Source organism: Psychrobacter sp. AOP30-A2-5 (genome assembly GCF_052378115.1).
Taxonomy (GTDB): Bacteria; Pseudomonadota; Gammaproteobacteria; order Pseudomonadales; family Moraxellaceae; genus Psychrobacter.
In genome coordinates, this window is record NZ_JBQSXK010000008.1 from 22075 (window position 1) to 41896 (window position 19822).

12 protein-coding genes are annotated in these 19822 nt (G+C 41.8%); 11 read left to right on the plus strand and 1 reads right to left on the minus strand.

Features of this window, described 5'->3' with window-relative positions; genetic code table 11:
- Nucleotides 1-97: 97 nt before the first annotated feature.
- Nucleotides 98-889 carry a type I methionyl aminopeptidase gene (map, locus tag ACT3S4_RS07515; protein WP_372815769.1) on the minus strand — a complete coding sequence of 264 codons (792 nt, stop codon included), beginning with the start codon at nucleotides 887-889 and terminating at the stop codon, nucleotides 98-100.
- A gap of 310 nt (nucleotides 890-1199) precedes the next feature.
- On the opposite strand from map, the gene ACT3S4_RS07520 reads away from it, so the two are divergent.
- The 11 genes from ACT3S4_RS07520 to ACT3S4_RS07570 all read left to right on the plus strand — a co-directional run bounded on the left by ACT3S4_RS07520 (nucleotide 1200) and on the right by ACT3S4_RS07570 (nucleotide 19810).
- On the plus strand, nucleotides 1200-2276 hold the full coding sequence (locus ACT3S4_RS07520; protein ID WP_087814041.1) for an esterase/lipase family protein: 1077 nt from the start codon (nucleotides 1200-1202) through the stop codon (nucleotides 2274-2276).
- Nucleotides 2277-2350: 74 nt separating this feature from the next.
- Nucleotides 2351-3463: a lipase secretion chaperone gene (locus ACT3S4_RS07525; protein ID WP_201553102.1), complete on the plus strand. Its 1113-nt coding sequence runs from the start codon at nucleotides 2351-2353 to the stop codon at nucleotides 3461-3463.
- 312 nt (nucleotides 3464-3775) lie between these two features.
- Complete coding sequence (locus ACT3S4_RS07530; RefSeq protein ID WP_055125201.1) at nucleotides 3776-4264, plus strand: META domain-containing protein; 489 nt, start codon at nucleotides 3776-3778, stop codon at nucleotides 4262-4264.
- Nucleotides 4265-4518: 254 nt separating this feature from the next.
- A complete protein-coding gene (locus ACT3S4_RS07535; RefSeq protein ID WP_444760829.1) occupies nucleotides 4519-5523 on the plus strand; it encodes a Xaa-Pro aminopeptidase in 1005 nt (334 codons plus the stop codon).
- A 182-nt stretch (nucleotides 5524-5705) separates the two neighbouring features.
- Complete coding sequence (locus ACT3S4_RS07540) at nucleotides 5706-6371, plus strand: hypothetical protein (RefSeq protein WP_424517724.1); 666 nt, start codon at nucleotides 5706-5708, stop codon at nucleotides 6369-6371.
- Between the two features lie 251 nt (nucleotides 6372-6622).
- Nucleotides 6623-8701: a hypothetical protein gene (locus ACT3S4_RS07545; RefSeq protein WP_444760830.1), complete on the plus strand. Its 2079-nt coding sequence runs from the start codon at nucleotides 6623-6625 to the stop codon at nucleotides 8699-8701.
- 469 nt (nucleotides 8702-9170) lie between these two features.
- Complete coding sequence (locus tag ACT3S4_RS07550; RefSeq protein ID WP_444760831.1) at nucleotides 9171-15332, plus strand: DNA repair ATPase; 6162 nt, start codon at nucleotides 9171-9173, stop codon at nucleotides 15330-15332.
- Nucleotides 15333-15644: 312 nt separating this feature from the next.
- Nucleotides 15645-15815: a DUF2256 domain-containing protein gene (locus tag ACT3S4_RS07555; RefSeq protein ID WP_444760832.1), complete on the plus strand. Its 171-nt coding sequence runs from the start codon at nucleotides 15645-15647 to the stop codon at nucleotides 15813-15815.
- 51 nt (nucleotides 15816-15866) lie between these two features.
- The gene (locus ACT3S4_RS07560) at nucleotides 15867-16013 is read left to right on the plus strand and encodes a DUF2256 domain-containing protein (RefSeq protein ID WP_201553123.1); all 147 of its coding nucleotides are present in this window, start codon (nucleotides 15867-15869) and stop codon (nucleotides 16011-16013) included.
- Between the two features lie 40 nt (nucleotides 16014-16053).
- Nucleotides 16054-17868: an ATP-dependent nuclease gene (locus tag ACT3S4_RS07565; protein ID WP_201553126.1), complete on the plus strand. Its 1815-nt coding sequence runs from the start codon at nucleotides 16054-16056 to the stop codon at nucleotides 17866-17868.
- On the plus strand, nucleotides 17852-19810 hold the full coding sequence (locus ACT3S4_RS07570; RefSeq protein WP_444760833.1) for a UvrD-helicase domain-containing protein: 1959 nt from the start codon (nucleotides 17852-17854) through the stop codon (nucleotides 19808-19810). The genes ACT3S4_RS07565 and ACT3S4_RS07570 overlap by 17 nt, the downstream gene beginning before the upstream one ends.
- Nucleotides 19811-19822 lie beyond the last annotated feature (12 nt).

A 19822-nucleotide genomic window follows, 5' to 3' on the forward strand; every position in this document is an offset into this window, starting at 1 on the left:
TCATCAGAGTATAAAGATAAAAAGCGGGTGAGCACAATACTCAATATGACCTAATTATTGGCCAAAAAAAAGACCGCCTAGGCGATCTTTTTTGATATTACTGGGTCAAAAAACTTAAATCTTCTTCAGGGCGAGTGGTAAACACCTCACAGCCATTATCGGTCACGACCATCGTATGCTCCCACTGTGCTGACAGCTTACGGTCTTTAGTAATCGCCGTCCATTCGTCAGGCAAAATCTTGGTTTGCCATGTACCTTGGTTAATCATCGGCTCGATGGTAAAGGTCATGCCTGTTTTTAGCTCAAAGCCTGTGCCTTTTTTGCCATAGTGCATGACTTGTGGCTCATGGTGAAACTCATTACTAATGCCGTGACCACAGAACTCGCGAACGATACTGAAACGTTCAGGCTCGACCACTGCTTGGATAGCAGCACCGACATCACCTAGACGCGCACCGTTTTTGACGACACTCATACCAGCATATAACGCATCTTGTGCCACCTTGCAGATACGCTGTGCCATGATAGAGCCGTTACCAACGATCCACATTTTTGAGGTATCGCCATAGTAGCCATCTTTTATCACGGTCACATCGATATTAATGATATCGCCATCTTTGAGTAGCTTGTTTTCGGCTGGAATACCATGACAAACCACATGATTAATCGAGGTACAAATTGATTTTGGGAAGCCATTATAATTAAGCGGTGCAGGAATAGCCTGTTGCACATTAACGATATAGTCATGGGCGATTTGGTTAAGTGCCTCGGTACTGATGCCAACTCGAACGTGCTCATCGAGCATGACAAGGACATCACTGGCAAGTTTACCGGCCACGCGCATTTTTTCTATGGCTTCTGGGGACTGGATAAGGGATTTTTTAGTCATCATTATATTACTTATAGTTATGGAATTAATGGCTTGAATTATAACATAAATGAAGACGCCGCTGTTTTACGTTAAGTGATAGTGAACCTATCATTATTATTGATAATAATTGCTTTACAGCGAAGTAGGGGCAGTTGTGACCCTCTAGTCACAATAATATATTCATATTTTGACAATTTAGTTGAATGTTACAGAAGATATAAGTAATGTAATTTTGCATGCTAAAGGAATTAGCAGCAATCTTTGCCGCTTCTGCTGTCGTATTTGAGAGGCAAAGATAATCAAAATTAATGATAACAAGGACGTTATTATGACGCTAAAATCTTCTCTAGCTTCGGCTTTCACGCCCAGCGCATTTCTCCCCTCACTTGGTGTTATCGGTGCCGGTGTACTTTTAATGGCTTTACAAACCACCTCGGCTCAAGCTGCTGGTCAATACTATAATTGTGCCAATTCAACCGGATGTAAGCTGGTCAGCAACAAATACTGGACGTCAAATCATACTGATACAAAATACCCAATTGTTATGGCACATGGTCTTGGCGGCTTCACTAACTTGTTTGGGGTTATCGACTACTTCAATGGCATTCCTCAAGAGTTGATGAAAGGTGGCTCAGAGGTATATACCACCAAAACGTCAGCCGTCAATAACAGTGAGATTCGCGGAGAGCAACTGCTGCAACAAGTCAAAACCATCACTGCCATTTCAGGTGAGCCTAAAGTCAATTTATTTGGACACAGTCAAGGCGGTATAGATATCCGCTATGTCGCTGGCGTCGCGCCAAAATATGTCGCATCAGTCACGGCAGTCTCAAGCCCAGAACAAGGGTCAAAAACGGCAGATTTTGTCAAAAACACCCTTGAGCCAAACAACACCACAGGTAATCCATCCAATGTCACAACACAGCTAGTCTCAGGCGTGTTCAATTTGATTGGTGGCTTTACAGACGTTGGTTCAGGTATCAGTTTTAAAGAGATACAAGAGCAAGATGGCTGGCAAGCGCTCGTGGCTCTATCAACCGATGGTGCTGCTAAGTTCAATGCCAAATTTCCTGCGGCAATGCCAAAAAACTATTGTGGTCAGCCCACCAGTACTGCTGTCAATGGTATCAAATACTATTCGTTCAGCGGGGTTGGACAAATAACAAGTGCACTTGATCCTAGTGATTATCTATTGGCAGCAACGAGCGTGCCGTTTGCAGGCGAGTCTAATGATGGGTTGGTGTCTGCTTGCTCAAGTCGTCTTGGTTATGTGATTCGGGATAATTATAGAATGAACCATTTGGATTCAGCCGATCAAGTATTGGGTCTGACGGCATGGGGCGATTCTGAGCCAAAATCTATCTATCGTACTCAGGTCAATCGTCTTAAAAACGCTAACCTTTAATAATGTAAGCTTTTAAGAACATACGCTTTTAAAAACATAAGCCTTTAAGCTGACTTATAAAAGAACCCTTATTTATGTCGAATAATCGCCGCCCAGCCTATCTACCAATAGTTATAATCGCCGTGGTTAGCATAGCCATAACGGCGGCGGTGATTATGTGGTTCAAACCTGATAATACACGTATGGCTACAGCGCAACCAGTATCCAGTGCCCTCACTAGTGAGGCTGATGCTACTCTATCAACTGCGCTGGATAATGGCCAAGTAGTGCAAACAACAGCCGACCAAAACCAATCTCTATTTGTCACTGGATTGGAGCGTTTGCCGCGCTCATTACAAGGCACGCAAATTGACGGCGAAATCATTATTGACGAAAATAAGCAGTTGGTCGTCACTGAAGGTCTACGGCGTCTATTCGATTATTTTTTGTCGGCGCTGGGTGAAGAAGATGAAGCGGTTATTTATGCCCGTGTTGAAAGCTATATTCGTCACCACACGCCAGAGCCAGCCGCTAGTCAAGCGGTCGCTATATTTGACCAATATATTACCTATCTTAAAGCCATTTCTGAAATAGAACAACGTTATGGCAATCTGCAATTACAAGCGGCAAAAAGCGGTGAGCTGGATCTAAATATCGTCGCTCAGCAAAAGCAAGATGTAGCCAAGTTGCGTCAGCAGTATTTTACTAAAGAAATCATTACCGCCTTCTTTGGTGCAGAAGAGGAGTATGATGATTATAGTATGGAGATGGTCAGAATCAACCAAAACCAGCAGCTAACGGATGTGCAAAAAGAGGCAACACGGCAGAACTATATAAGCCGTATGCCGGATAATGCGCTCAAAGCCGGTATCACCCAGCAAGCCAACCTGAACGAGCTGATGAATCGCACAAAACAGATGCAAGCAAAAGGGGCAACGGCTCAGGAATTGTATAACATGCGTCGTGATCTGGTAGGTGCTCCAGCCGCCGCACGCCTCGCGCAAGTCGATGCAGAAGATGCTAACTTTGCTCAACGTTTCGACCAATATCAAGCTCAAAAACAGCACTTATTGAGTCAAAGTGCAGATAAAACGCAAGCACAAACCCAAATCAATCAAATCGAACAGCAGCTATTTAGTGAGGCTGAACGCAAACGTTTGGTAGGCTATGCTGCTTTGCAACAACAGAACCTCGCCAATCTGGAGTAATGCCTAACATAAATAAGTAAAACGGTAATTTTGACGAGAAATTGTCGGCTTTTAGAGTATATTCGAGAAGTTATATAAAAAGTGTTAGCAGTTAATGTACTGTCTAACAATAGAGGTTAGCAAAAAGACTATAGAGCGCAACAAATAACAGGGTAATCATACACTCAATCTATAATGACAGTTAAGCTCCAGTTGTGCATAATGACCGCATTATTGAGAGTAATGAATAAAACAGTAAATTAATCATAATAAAAACGAATGTTTAGGATAAGAGTTATTTTTTATTCTAAAAAAACCACTATAGGAGCTTATATGAAAAACATGACTAAAATGATGATGGCAGCGACACTTGCGGTAGGTACGTTGGCTGCTGGTTGCCAAACCACCCCTAGCGTAACAGCGCCAGTGACTCAACCAATTACTTCTAATACGCTACAAGCATATGATTGGCAGCTCGTTGACGCAAAACGCAGCAATGGCGATAAGGTTAGCCAATTGTTCTTTGATCCAGCGAAGCCGTTGACGCTAAAGTTCTTCAAAGATAGTGGCAGTGACCGTGTGACCTTTATGAACACCTGTAATAACATGGGCGCTGACTACAAGGTTGTGAATGGCAATGTCGTATTAGGCAACGTTTTATCTACTATGATGGCATGCCCTGAGCCACAAGCAAGTTTTGATACTGCGACTTTAGCGACCGTGCAAGGTAAATATAGCATCAGTAAAAATGCCAATAACACGCCTATCTTGACCATTACCAATAGTAATCAAGTTGCCCATTTCAAAGCCGTTTCTAAATAATTCAATCATTATAGATGGTTTTTAAATAGTATTTGCTAAAAGCTTTTTTTTATAAAAGTCAGATGTAGTTTTAAAAATGCCTCACTATCTAGTGGGGTATTTTTTTGTCCAAAATTTGGCATGGTTTACGCTACACTGTCATTTGCTATTAAGTAAAGTCTTTAGGCTAGGATATTTTGATGCACTCAATCTTTTAGCCTTAATTGTCAAGATTCTCAGTACGCAATAATCAACACTTTATTGGACGTTATTTTATGTCAAAAATGCTTGTATCAAAATCATCCGTCAATATAAGAACGATAAGTAATATCACCGCACTAACGAGTTTTATTCTGTTGACGGGTTGTCAGACCTTGCCTAGTACGATGTCTAAAACGATGCAAGCACCTGCTAATAATATGAGTGCGAGCAATCCACTAACGGCACGAATGTCAGCGATAGATCGGCAAGGGCGCATTGCCTATGTCGAGGAGCAAGGAATCGGAGCTGCAAAGATATCGACGCTTTATAGCATTCATCCTGATGGTAGTGATCGTCAGCTAATCGATCAGCTTAATGGTTATATTTATGCGCCAGCGTGGTCAGCTGATGGGCAACTGCTGGCATATAGTAAACAAGCGCCGCGCCAGCATCCTAAGATTTATATCTATGATCGCAAAAGCAACATCCGCAACCTTGCGGTAAATGCTGAAGGCAGCAATATGTCAGCGTCGTTCTCACCTAATGGTCAAAAAATTCTCTATAGCTCGACGGTCGGCGGCAATGCTGATATCTATGAGATGCGTCTGAGCGACGGTAATACCAAACAGTTGACTACATTATCAAGCACTGAGGTACAGCCAAGTTATGCCTCTGATGGCAAAAGCTTTGTCTATACCAGTGATAAAGTTCGTGCGGGACGCCCACGTATCTATCGCTATCACTTCGAGACTGCTAGTGCCACGCCTGTGCCAACAAGTGGCTATGTCGCCAGTCCGCAACTGAGCTTGGACGGTCAGCGTATGGCCTATCTCAATGGTCGAAAGGCCGCCGTTATGACCCTGAGTACTGGGCAAGTTATCAATCTAGCAGAGACTGGACTGGATGAACCAGCGCGTCTGTCACCATCTGCACAGTATGCTGTCTATCCGACAAAGCTTTCACAAGTGGGCGGTCAAAATGGCGGCAGCTTGGTCATTCATTCATTATCTGGTAATACAAGCTATGCGATCGGCAGTAAGGTGGGCGGAGTCGTGCGCTCGCCGATATGGGGACGCTAAAGGCAAAACCTATGTATTATGTAATGGAATGTATATATAATCCTTGATAAAGAAACATAAGTTGATTTAAAAAATGTAAACTTGGCAGCATTAATTCGAGTGAGCATCATCCACATAATACCAATTTGTATAACCAAGTCATTGAGCTAATAGATTGGGTGAGCAAAAGGAGAACACGCGCAATGCAAGAAGCTTTTTTAGTATTTATCACTAAAATCAGTTTATATCCCACGATTATTTTTACAGGGCTTGTGATGTTCGTCACCTTATATTGGGTTGTGTCTTTACTCGGAATGGCAGATATGGATAGCGTAGACCTTGGTGAGTCAGGCGGTGATGCTGATGTCTCTACCTTATCATCGACTGGTTTTTTTACGGGTCTCATGCTCAAATTTGGTCTTTACGGTGTCCCTTTAATCATCATACTAAGCTTAATTAGTTTGATCGGTTGGTTGCTCAGCTATTTATATACCAGCTTTTTACACCAATATTTCGATTCTGGCGTTCTATATTATTTATTCGGTACAGGGGCGCTCATTTTCGTATTGGTCGTATCCATGTGGTTGACCGGTATTATTATTTCGCCGATTCGCAAAAATATCGCCAAAATTCCCAAACGTAATTCGTCTAATAATGTGGGTAAAGTCGCTGTTGTGCGTACGCTTAGTGTCACAGATAAACATGGCGAAGCAGAGCTAAATGATGGCGGTGCAGGATTGATACTCAAAATTCGCTCAGACACCAATGATGGTTTGCTAAAACAAGGCGATAGAGTGATGTTGATAGAGTATTTAGACGAAGCCAATACCTACCGAGTTGCTGTCGTCGAAGATAAAAAAATATTGTAAAAGTATGAATACAACTAATTGTTTTTAGAAGTGATTGATTGTCAGAAATAGCAAGTTTTTAGAAATAGCACAAATCGTTTTAAATTTGGTTATAGTCGGTTCAATGTAGTTCAGATATCAGAATGGTGCGTGACAGGGCTATAAAGCGCACATGCTATAAACAGTGCTATAAATTGTAGAGTTAGCAGACCTGATAGCGTATCTGATTTATATTGAATGGATTATGGAATGTTTTAATTAAAGGAATGGATATGGACACACTCATTATCGTCGGCGTGGTTGTAGTGCTGGCGTTTGTTTTTATGATGGTCGCACTATTGATGCTCAAGGCCTTTTACTTTAAGGTCGAGCAGGGCAAAGCACTCATTATTAACGGTGTGAGTAAAATTGCCGTACGTTTTGATGGTGGTTTTGTTTGGCCAGTCATCAACAAAAAAGAATTGATGCGCATATCGCTCATCACGTTAGAAGTTGACAGACGCGGTAAAGAAGGTTTGATTTGCGCAGACAACATGCGTGCTGATATCACCGTGGCATTTTATTTACGCGTCAATGAAACCGAAGAAGATGTGCTAAAAGTCGCCAAATCGGTTGGAGTAGAGCGTGCGTCAGATAAAGTCGCTGTCAACGAGCTGTTTAATGCTAAGTTCTCTGAAGCCCTAAAAACAGTTGGTAAGCAGATTGATTTCGTCAAACTGTTTGAAAACCGCAGCGAGTTTCGTGACAGTATCGTCCAAGAAATTGGTAACGATCTGAATGGCTATGTCTTAGAAGATGTGGCGATTGATTATTTAGAGCAAACCCCAAAAGCGTCATTAGATTCAAGTAATATTTTAGATGCTGAAGGTATCAAAAAGATTACTCAGCTAACGGCGTTCCAAAACGTCATCACCAACGAGCTGGAGCGTGATGAAGAGCTGGCAGTTAAGAAAAAGAATGTCGAAACCAGAGAGGCGATGCTAGAGCTAGAGCGTCAGCAAGCCGATGCCGAAGCCAAACAGCAACGTGAAATCTCGTCAGTGATTGCCCGCGAAACGGCTGAAACTCGCAAGATTGAAGAAGAAGAGCGTAAAAAGTCTGAAACAGCTGTTATCTCGGTTGAGCAGGATTTGGCCATTCAGCGTGAGAATCAGCAGCGTGAAATCGAAGTAGCAGGGCAAAATCGTCTGCGTGCGGTCGTCATCGAAGAAGAAAAAGTGACGCGTGCTCGTGATTTAGAAATTGTCTCTCGTGAGCGTGAAGTTGATCTGCAACGTATCGAAGCTGAACGTGCGATTGAGCTTGAGAAAAAAGAAATCGCTAACGTCATTCGTGAACGTATTGCAGTGGACAAAACCGTTGCGCAAGAAGAAGAGCGTATCAAAGAAGTCCGCGAAATTAGCGAAGCTGAGCGTTCTAAGCAAACACGTGTGCTAGCAGCAGAAGCCGATGCGGAAGAAATCAAAGTACGTCAGGTGAAAAAAGCCGAAGCAGAAGAGCTGTCTGCCAAGCATAAAGCCGTCGAAATCACTACGCTTGCCGCTGCGAATCTTGAAGCATCTGCCAAAGATTCAGAAGCCAAAATTAAAATGGCCGAAGGTATCAAAGCAGAAGAGTCGGCGCATGGCTTTGCTGAAGCGGCTATCCAAGAAGTCAAAGCCGCTTCTTTGGAAAAAGAAGGCATTGCGAAAGCCAATGTTATCAAAGCGACTGGACAAGCTGAAGCACAATCAGATCGTGAAAAAGGCATGGCAGATGCTGAGGTTATCGCGGCTCGTGGCGAATCTAAGGCAAAAGCGGAACGTGATATTGGTATGGTCGATGCAGAAATCATCGCCGCTCGCGGTGAATCTACTGCCAGAGCTGAGCGTGAAAAAGGCATGGCAGATGCTCAAGTCATCGCGGCACGCGGTGAGTCAAATGCCAAAGCAGAACGCGAAGTTGGATTGGCAAAAGCCGAAGTTACTCGTGCACATTTCCAAGCCGAAGCAGATGGTCTGGTCGAGAAATTCAATGCCATGGGTAGCATGAGTAAAGAAGCACGTGAGCACGAAGAGTTCCGCATGAGCCTTGAGACGGCCTTGCAAGAAGCGCTTGCCTCAATTGATGCTGGTAAAGAGATTGCGAAAGAAAATGCTGAAGTATTGGCAGTGGCACTACAGAAAGCCAAAATCGATATTGTTGGCGGTGAAGCTCATTTCTTTGATAATTTTGCCAAGTCACTGTCTATTGGTAAAGCCATTGATGGCCTAGCGGGTAAGTCAGACACATTGAGCGGTATCATCAATGGTGTGATGGCCAGTCAAGCCATGAAATCAAACCAGAAAAATGATGATAAAACGACTTATTAGTAAGGTCTAAATGACTAGGGCGTGTCATCAATTAGCACATTAGTACGTTTAGTGGTCTTAAAATGGCTAAATTTTGCTAAACATCGTCAGCAATTTTGTCAATATGTTCATATTAACGGCAATTGCTTCCTTGTTTATCTACAATTTTTCTCATTTTAAGCCTCACAATCTAATTGATGACACACCCTAGCCTTAATGGGTAAGTTTTTATCTAACAGTGTGAATGAGTAATATTTTCTAAAATAAAGAATCTGTCGTGTAGGCGGCAGATTTTTTTGCTAACTCAGGGTGATTCGGAGCGACGAATCATGATGAGTTGGTTAATCTAAAAAAACAGCAGTGACCACTCGTTTTTTTAGATTAGCCAAGTGCTTTTTTACTTTCGATGATCTTTATCTCAAATAACTTCTTATTTTCCTTATTGCCCAAAATTCTCTTATTATGTAAAAACAAAAACGGACGAGCAACGATGGCGGATACGCAAACTTCAAAGAACTCAGATAGCAACGATAATAATAGCGCTAATCAAGCAAACCAAACCGATCAAGCAGTTGCTTCAGGCAATGCTTATGAGCTCATCAAAAAGCGTTTAACCGAACAAGGCAGCCGCTTAGAGCAGCAGACTGCTACGCTCAATAATTCGCGTCTCGAAGAGTTTGGTAGCACGCAGATGCAAGTCATCGCCCGTACTCGTATTCGTACCGAGTACAACTGTGTGGCACAAGACATGGTGCAGGTCGGCGATTATTTGCTGTTTGGCTACAACGTTTTTATGGGGCTAAAACGCGCGAGCAATATTAAAGACGTACTGTCGTTATATCGTTTGAACGAGCCAGCTGGTAATGAAGAAGAGTATCAGCTTGAAGAGGTTGACTTAAAAGGGACTTTTTTGGCTCAAGACGCCTTTGTCCAAGACTTCAATGAGCTGTATCGATACTACAAGCAAACGCGCCTGATTCAAATAACAGTTAAAGACAGCAAATTACTGTTGGCGTTTCAGATTGGCGAGCGTATCACCGATATTCGAGTGTTCCGTTTTGCGCTAGATTTTAGCCAAGGTACGCCAGAGTCGGCGCAAGTCGCTTATGTGGACAATCGAGGCGAGCGTGATATTGAGCTGCCGCCTGCTTATGATTTTGACTGGATTGATACCACCCGTGATCAAATGGTGAATGGTAAATATCCGCATATGAATATCTTAGACACGATATTTGTGGAAACGGTCGGTGGCGATTTGACCATCAAGATTGAGGACAATACGCAGTCCGGTCAGGGTATTTATAGTGAACCGGTCAATGACCGTACCCAGTCGCTGACCGATGCTGAGATTGCTTATGCCAAAGTGGGCAGTTTAATACTGCTTAAAATATTGCCTTATCGTGAAGAGGACTACCGTTATTTTGTTTATAACACCTTGACCGAAGCGGTACTGCGATTGGATGCGATTGGACAGTCATGTGTTCAGCTACCAGAAGACCACGGCATCATGTTTCCGGGTGGTTATTATCTACAGACGGGTGAGTATAAGCTGTTTGAGGCCAATAACGTTGGTGCTACTGACTTACGGTTTAAGCGTAAAATTGTATCGCCGAATGGGGAAGATGTTCTATTCTTATTTTACGACAGAGACTTGGGCGTTACGGGGCTGTTTCCTTATAACTTGATTAAAAAGCAATTGGCGAACCCTATTTATTGCAACGGTACGGCCTTGGCTGAGAATGGCCGCTTGGTGCTGTTTAGTGACCAAAGCGAGCCGTCTCGTATTCATCCGATGCAGATATGGCACACGCCTTATGCCTCACACGAGTATGTAAGTGAGTTGCCAGAGAGCACGAGCTTCTATGGCAAGATTGGCAATAAAGAATTGGTGCGCGGTATCTCAGATCTTTATAGCATTACCCGCCTCATTGACAATCAAAGCGTGTCGCAGAAGCTCTATGAAGAGCTTACCAATAATACCAGCCGACTCTTTGACAGCTATTATTGGTTGTCTGAGCCTGAGCTGAGCGAAGTCGCCAGTAGTATTAAAGAAGTGACGGCCACGGCTGAGCTGGTGATTGATGAGTTCGCCAAAGTACAAAGTATCCAAAAGCAAACCCAAACTGCGCTAGCCGATGCCGATACCCAGCAAAGTGAGATTTTGCGGCAGATACGGGTCACTAGTTTTGAGTCTGCCAGTGATTATGTCGATCAGTTGTCAGCGTTAAGACGCCAAAAAGGCCGTTTGGTCAGCTTGGAAGATTTGCGTTATCTGGATGCTGATAAGTTACGAGCATTGCAGACGCAGTTAGAAGAAGCCGAAAGCGAACTGGCTGAAAAGACCGTGCTGTTCTTAAGCGGGGAAGAATCGCTATCAAGCTACGAAGGCATATTAATAGATGTCAGTGAGCGCTTAAACACCGCAGAAACCAATGCTGAGCTAAAACCTATACTAGAAAAAATCGATGAGACAGCGCAAGGGTTAGATTTATTAACCGAGTTGCTAGGCACGTTGGATGTGGCTGATGCTACGGTGCGTACGCAAATTATCGATGATATATCGACTATCTATGCGAGCCTAAATCAGAGCAAAGCCAAGCTCAATCATAAACGCAAAAATCTAGGCTCAGCGGAGGCCGTTGCACAATTTGGTGCGCAGTTTAAGCTGTTCGGGCAATCTATTGCCAATGCATTATCCATTGCCAATACCCCTGAGAAATCAGATGAGCAAATGGCAAAATTATTAGTGCAGCTAGAAGAGTTAGAGAGCCAGTTCGCTGATCCAGAGACCAACAGCGGCGATCAGTTTTTAGCCGATATCATCAGCAAACGTGAAGAGATTTACGAGACCTTCGAAAATCATAAGCAGCAATTACTCGATGCCCGTAACCGTAAAGCGCAAAACTTAGGTGATGGTGCGCTACGAATGCTTGAGAGTATTAAAAAACGCACGCAAAGCACTGGCGTCACAGGTTTTACAGAAGAAGAAGCACTAAATACGTATTTCGCGGCTGATGGTCTGGTGCAAAAAGTCCGCAACATCGCAAAAGAGTTGCAAGCGATGAGCTTTAGCGTAAAAGCTGATGACATCGATGCCCGCCTAAAAGCCATTCAAATCGAGAGTTATAAGAGTCTAAAAGATAAGTCGGACTTGTTTGAAGATGGTGGTCAGATTATTAAACTGGGCAAGCACCGTTTTTCGGTCAATACTCAGCCACTTGATTTGACGTTATTGAGTCGTCAGCAGTCAGATGGTAATCGTGTTTTAAATCTACATCTAACGGGCACAGACTATTATGAAGTGCTTAATAACACTGAGCTGAACGCATTGCGCCCGTATTGGGACATGAATATCGCCTCTGAGTCTGATACCGTTTACCGCGCTGAGTACTTGGCCTATAGCATTATCGAAAGTGCTAAGAACAGCCAGGAGGGTTTGACTGAAGCGCGCCTATATCAAGCATACGATGCGACTGTCATTACGCTCGATATTAATGGTGATATTGATAATGACAGTCCATTGTCCAAATTGGTCAAAGCTTACGCGACCCCTCGCTATCAGCTCGGCTATGACAAAGGTATTCATGATCATGATGCCACGTTATTACTGATGCAAATACTGCCGACTTTGCGCGAGGCAGGGTTGCTGATTTATACCCCGCAAGTACGTGCCTTGGCGCAATTATTCTATTGGCAGCTGAATATCGTACAAGCGCTGGGCTTAGACAGCTTACGCCAGTTCGGTTATGACGCTTGGTTAAATGAGTCTGTGCTGACGCGTGCAAATAACTGGACGGATAGAGCTGCGACCGCCGAGCAACTGCGCCGTGCATTGGGCAGTGATACGGCCAAATTGCTATTGGTCGAAGATATGAGCCAAGTGATGCGTGATTTTGTTGTCGCTCATAATGATGGCAATATTGGTGGTGATACCGGTGCTAGCGTTGATAAAGATGGTAGCGTTGATAACGGTGCTAATATCTTCAAACCAAGCTATATTCAGCTTGCCTGCGAATATTTGGTGAGCGTGATGGGGCAGTCGGCTGAATCGAATGCAGTCGCAAACAGCACAGTAAACTGGCAAACCAGCCAACAAGCGCAGCAGTTGTGTGAGCAGCTAAGTCAAACCCTAAATAGTGCGTCAGGTAGCATGCAAGCGACGGCCAGTTTTGATCAACTACAGTCTTCTATTAGCAAGCTTGGATTCCAGCCAAAATCAGCCTATGAGCTATTGGCAACCTGGTTCTATGCATTGCTTGAGAAGATTTACGGTGAGAATGAATCGGCTAACGTAGCGACTGATGGCATCAACGAAGCAGGTGAAGCACTCAGCGAAGCTCAGCTTGCCGAGATTGACGCACAAAACGCGCTACGCAAGCAGCAGTTAGAAAGTGGTCGTCATTATGTGCCGGAGGCGATAGCCGTTTTACTTACTCAATTGAACGATGCCCAACGTGAAGCTTTGGTGCAACGATTGATTGATTCAGGTGCTAGCTTTGATAAACGGATGGGTGTTAAAGGGTTAGGCAGTACAAGCGCAAGTACTACGCCATCTGCTTTATCACTTTCCTCAATCACCTCGTTGCCAGTTTCATCGACTCCGTCATTGACCAGTATTAATAATCCGCTCAATCAAGTGCAAAGCTTTGAACGTAGCACGGGTAAGGTATCGCTTGAAATACAAGTGAATCATCTACTAGGTGAGCATCCGCGTATTCATCAGCAGACCTTAACTTTTGCGGTTGATGATTTCTTAAATCGTCTGCATCATCATGATACCCAAGTCATCCCTGCCTATAGACGTTATCTGGCCATGCGCTCAGAGATATTACATGACTCAAAAGAGACGTTGCGACTGGACGAGTTTATGCCACGTCCATTGTCTTCATTTGTGCGTAACCGTCTGATTAATGAGAGCTATCTGCCACTCATCGGTGACAACCTCGCCAAACAGATGGGCACGGTCGGTGAGGATAAGCGTACCGATTTGATGGGTATTCTCATGATGATATCGCCACCAGGGTATGGTAAAACCACCTTGATGGAGTACGTGGCGAACCGTCTGGGCCTTATCTTTATGAAGATTAATTGTCCATCACTCGGTCATGATGTGACGTCTTTAGATCCCGAAAAAGCGCCCAATGCTACCGCACGAGAAGAGCTGAATAAAATCAACTTAGCTTTTGAGATGGGCAATAATGTCATGCTTTATCTCGATGATATTCAGCATACCCATGCGGAATTTTTACAGAAGTTTATCTCACTCGGTGATGGTACGCGCCGTATCGATGGTGTTTGGCAAGGTAAAACCAAAACCTATGATATGCGTGGCAAAAAGTTCTGCGTGGTCATGGCAGGTAACCCATATACCGAGAGCGGCGAAGCCTTCAAAGTGCCAGACATGCTCGCCAACCGTGCCGATATCTACAACTTAGGTGATATCATGAGCGGCATGGAAGAAGTGTTTGCGCTCAGTTATATCGAAAACTCTCTAACTTCTAATACTGTCCTCGCGCCACTGGCCAACCGCGACCTAGCGGATGTCCATCGTCTCATCAAAATGGCGAAAGCGGACAATGCGAATCTTGCACAAGCCCAAAGCGGTGATTTGACGTATCCGTATAGTACCTCAGAGATTAATGAGATTGTCGCGATCTTGCGTCATATGTTTAGGGTGCAAGAGGTCATTCTAGACGTCAACCAAGCCTATATTGCCTCGGCCTCGCAAGATGACAAGTACCGCGTTGAGCCGATATTTAAGCTGCAAGGTAGTTATCGTAATATGAATAAAATGACCGAAAAGCTGTCGGCGGTCATGAATGAGAGTGAGCTAAATCAGCTGATAGATGATCACTATCTGGGCGAGTCACAGCTATTGACTCAAGGCGCAGAGAGTAACTTGCTCAAGCTTGGTGAGATGCGCGGTGTCTTGACCGAAGCAGAAATGCAGCGTTGGGCGCAAATCAAAGCCGACTTCTTGCGTAACAAAGCCATGGGCGGTGAAGATGGTGACACGGGCGCGCGTATCGTTGCCCAATTGGTCGATTTGGCCAGTGGCTTCAATGCCATCAGTAGCCAGTTTGAGACATACTTAACGAAAAATGATCCAGAACAAATCGCTCGCTTACGAGAAGCAGGGCAACAAGCGCAGCTCGATGCGCAGTTAAACGGCCAATTAGAAGCACAGAAAATCCTTGCCGATAGTGTCATTAATAATGCCAAAGTTGTCAGCGACAGTATCGATAATGGCTTTGAGAAAAGTCTGAATCAGCTGATGCAAATATATAAGCATGATCACAATGCTGAAAAGGCAGAAGGCGAGTATCTCAAGCAAAACCAAGAGGTGCAAAAAGCACTGATGGTGCAGCTGGTCAACGCCGTTGAACAACTGGCACAGAAAATGGCGGATAGCCTGTCTAATAGTTTAACTGAAAGCCTGATTAAAAATGAAGAGCATCAAACCGTAGATAGCGATGCGCCTGATATCACTCAGCAGACCGCGCTTATAGCAAACGCATTAAAAGAAGCGCTTGCACCGCTGACGATGCGTATGGATGAGAAATTACTTATTGATAGCAGTACCGATCAATCAGGCAAGCTCATCGTTAATAGTCTCAACAGACTTAATAAAATCTTTGATGATTATGACTAATTACTACTGATTAATAGCTGACGATTAGTCACTACTGGTTAACAGCTATGATTGATGGCTAACGATTAAGCGTTAATGCTTAATTATTAACGCTCATGAGCCATGCTGATGACTTGCACTTATGAACATCACTTATGAATAGCACTATAAATAGGGCTTATGATTAAGAGACAGTGGTAATATAGTCGGCAACAGCTACTTTGGATACAATGACGGCGAGTAAAGTTGCTACAAACAGTAGGTTGAGCAAGCCTAACACCGTATCCGATGATAGTGAATCGACTATAGATTAAACAAACCAATGAGAAAGTTATGGCGCACAAAAAGAAGAACGTCCGCAAAAAACTCTGCCCTGTCTGCGAGCGCGAGTTTAGTTGGACTAAGAAGCTGGATAAAAACTGGGAGAGCATGGTCTATTGCTCCGACCAATGCCGACGGGTGAAAAAGTATGAAGGGCTGGATCATCAAAAAGAAGCTAGGTAGGCAGTAAACGTTAACCATAGATATGAGACATACGGAACAAGGGAGCAGACGATGGCACATAAAAAGGTAAACCTACCGCAAAAAACCTGCCCCGTCTGTCAGCGCCCGTTTACGTGGCGTAAAAAATGGGAGAAGGATTGGGAGCAGGTGATTTATTGTTCGGAGCGGTGTCGGCGGGGTAAGGGTAAAGTAGAATAAACAGAACATTGAACAATTTTAATATACATCAGGGACGAGTATGCATCTATCAAATATAAAGTTATGGAATTATCGTAAATTTGGTTCAAAAACTTTTGAACTTTCTAAGCCAAGTCTCAATCTTGAATTTACCAAAGGGCTTAATGTTATTATTGGTGAAAATGATTCAGGTAAGACTGCAATTGTCGATGCTATTAAACTGGTCTTAAAAACGCACAGTTATGATTACATTCGAGTGGAAGATGAAGATTTTTTCCAAGACTCTTTAAGATTCAGGATTGAGCTTAAGTTTTCAAATTTATTAGACGAAGAAGCTGCACATTTCACAGAGTGGTTGGGTTGGGATACAGACAATGGTGGAAAAGTAACTCCGTATCTAAAACTTATATATGACGTTCGCCGAATAAAAGAGAGAGTGCTACCTTCTGATGTTAGAGCAGGCGCAGATGATGAGGGTTATCCATTAACAGCCGAAGCAAGAGATTACTTGAAAGCTACTTATTTAAAACCATTGAGAGACGCTAAAAACGAGTTAGTAGCAAAGAGAAACTCCCGATTAGCTCAAGTCCTTTTAGGAGATGTGGCATTTAAAGGAAAAGAAGACAACCATGAATTACTCAGTTTGTTCAAACAACTTAACAGTAGTATGACTGAATATTTTGAAGGTAATTTGCAAGTCAATAGTCCTGTGCCCACTAGTAGTTCAACAGTTCCGCAAGATGGTAAAAAAATAAAAGACAATATCGATAAGTATGTACAGAACTTTTACGGTGCACATGCTGAAACCGAGTTTTTCGCAAGTGAGAATACTTTAAAAAGCATTCTCGAAAAATTGACCCTTGGGCTTAAAAATGAAATTAATCTTGGTTTAGGAACGCTAAATCGTCTATTTATGGCGACTGAATTATTACATTTGAATAAGCAAAACTGGACAGGTTTACGTCTTGGTTTGATTGAGGAATTAGAAGCTCATCTTCATCCTCAGGCTCAAATGCAAGTAGTAGAATACTTACAGAAACAAGATGATATTCAACTGATTCTTACTTCTCATAGTCCTAATTTAGTATCTAAACTCAAATTGCAAAATCTTATTGTTTGTTATGGCGGAAACGCTTTTCCTATGGGAAGTAATCACACTAAGCTCGAAAAAGATAATTATAAATTTTTAGAGAAGTTTCTAGATACAACAAAAGCTAATTTATTTTTTGCAAAAGGAGTTATTTTTGTTGAAGGTTGGTCTGAGGAAATATTACTACCTAGCCTTGCTAAGCTTATAGGTATAGACCTAACAGCGCAGGGTATTTCAATTGTTAATATTGGGAATATCGGTTTTGAACACTATATTCGTATATATTTACGCGAAAATGAACCACATATGAAAATACCTGTTGCCGTGGTTACTGATCTTGATATACAGGTCTATGAAAGAACTGAAAATAATTTTAATAAATTAGATGAAAAATTGATCGAGTCTCAGATTATAACTAAAAAGACCGAAATGGAAGATAAGAATAGAAATAATATTAAATATTTCATTGCACCATCATGGACTCTAGAATATTCGTTATTGAAATCGACAACCTTAAAGAAAGAGTTTAAACAAACGCTGAAAGATTCCCACACAAAAACTAATTGGGATAATGACTATGAATTAGAGCTTGCAAGAAAGCTTATTAATGGTGGACTGCATAAAACAGATGTTGCTTGTAGATTAGCTAGTGTAATAGATGAAGATTTGGATAAAATCGAAAGTGAACGTGAAATTGAACTAGATCAAAACGATGATTACATAGGATATTTACTTGATGCCATCCGCTATGTAGCAGGAGTAAGCGATAATGCTGATAACGGATGAAGATATAAATTACGCAGAAAAGCTATTACTAGTAGATGGTCAGTCTTTCGATGAAGAACGTAGAGACTTTATCAAAAATATGCAAACGATAGACTTGCAAGCAGTCCCTGGAAGTGGGAAAACAACTGCATTACTAGCTAAGTTAGTAATACTAGAAACTAAGTTACCGCTTGAAGGTGGTGTTGGTATATTGGTGTTGTCCCATACAAATGCTGCTATTGATGAAATTAAACATCGAATTCAAAGCTATTGTCCAAAATTATTCGCTTACCCTAATTTCATAGGTACGATCCAAAGTTTTGTGGATACGTTTTTAGCAATTCCTTATTATAGTAATATATTTAAAAGAAAAATAAGTAGATTAGACAATGAGATATATGAAGAGTTTGCTTTAAGAAGATATTCCAAACTAAAAAATATAAATTATAGTACTTTTAATTGGTTAAAGAGAAAGAATGATCCGGAGAAATATTTTTTAAATCTTAGGTTTGATAAAGATTTAAATTTAGTTGAAGGTTTGCATGGAAATGTATGTCTACAAAATAAGAATGAAAAAAGTTCCCAATCTTATCTGTGCCTTAGAGATATTAAAATAGATATTCTTAGGTCAGGCTGTTTGCATTTTGATGATGCCTACATAATTGCAGAAGACGCAATTATGTCGACTGGAATATTAGAAATACTCCAAAAGCGCTTTCCTTTCGTCTTTGTTGATGAAATGCAGGATATGGGACAACACCAATACGAGCTAATAGAGAAATTATTTCATCGAAATAATTGTGACTGTATCTTACAGAGAGTTGGAGACATAAATCAAGCTATATACAATTTGGGAAAATCAGATGCTAACTCTATATGGCAACAAAGAGAACCAACGTTACCTTTAGCAAACAGCCATAGACTTAGTCCAAATATTTCAAATATAGTTAATCGTTTAGCTGTAAACGCTGTTGATTATGCGGTTCAGGGTAATAATCACAGTGCACTCCTAAGGCCTCATATTCTATGTTTTAATAATGAAACTATAAAGAAGGTTATTCCTTTTTTCTCACGTTTGGTGCATCAATATTATAACGAGGAAAAGTTGCCCAACTTTGGTAGAAAGCCTATTAAGGCAATTGCATGGAGTGTCAATTGGAAAGAAGATGAAGCAAGTCGGAATGATATTTCTAGGTTAAGATTAGAAGATTATTTTACTTCATTTGATGTTAATACGAATAGTCCAAAAATTGACTATAAGTGCCTAAAAGAGTATCTGACCCATCATCTAAAAGATACGAATACTCTAGCACCTATCAGAAAAAATATATTGAACGCTTTTATCAAAATACTAAGAATAGAAAATATAAAAGATAATAGTCCAAATAACTCAATGTTTTATACAAAACGTAAATTACTTAACAAGATAAAAGATGAAAACGAAGAGCTTTATGCTAAATTTAAGCTTAAGCTTTACCAGTGGTCTGTTGGCGTGGTCAAAGGTGATATTGATGATGTATTGGTAAACATACAGTCTTTTGTCCCAGAGCTATTAGAGTTTTTTGAATGTTCGGTTAATAAGTGTCAGCGATTCATTACAGATGAAGATATTAGAGAGGTTGAAGGTATTGAAATTATAGCGCAATCGAATAGTTATTATGAAGATGGATTTGAAATCGATATTACAAGTGTGCATTCTGCAAAGGGACAAACCCATTGTGCCACTTTATATCTAGAGTCTTACTATCACGGCTATGAAGCTAAAAAGCTTAAAAATTTTTTCCTTGGGGGAGAAATAGATTTAAGTAAGAGTAGGCAGGTTGAGGCATCTAAAATGATGTATGTAGGTTTTTCACGCCCAATGGATTTGCTATGTTTCGCTGTTCATGAAGATAGATTAAATGATTTGAGAGAAAGTCTTGGAAACGACTGGGAAATTATTAATATGTTTAGCGAGAGCTAGAATTAGATATAC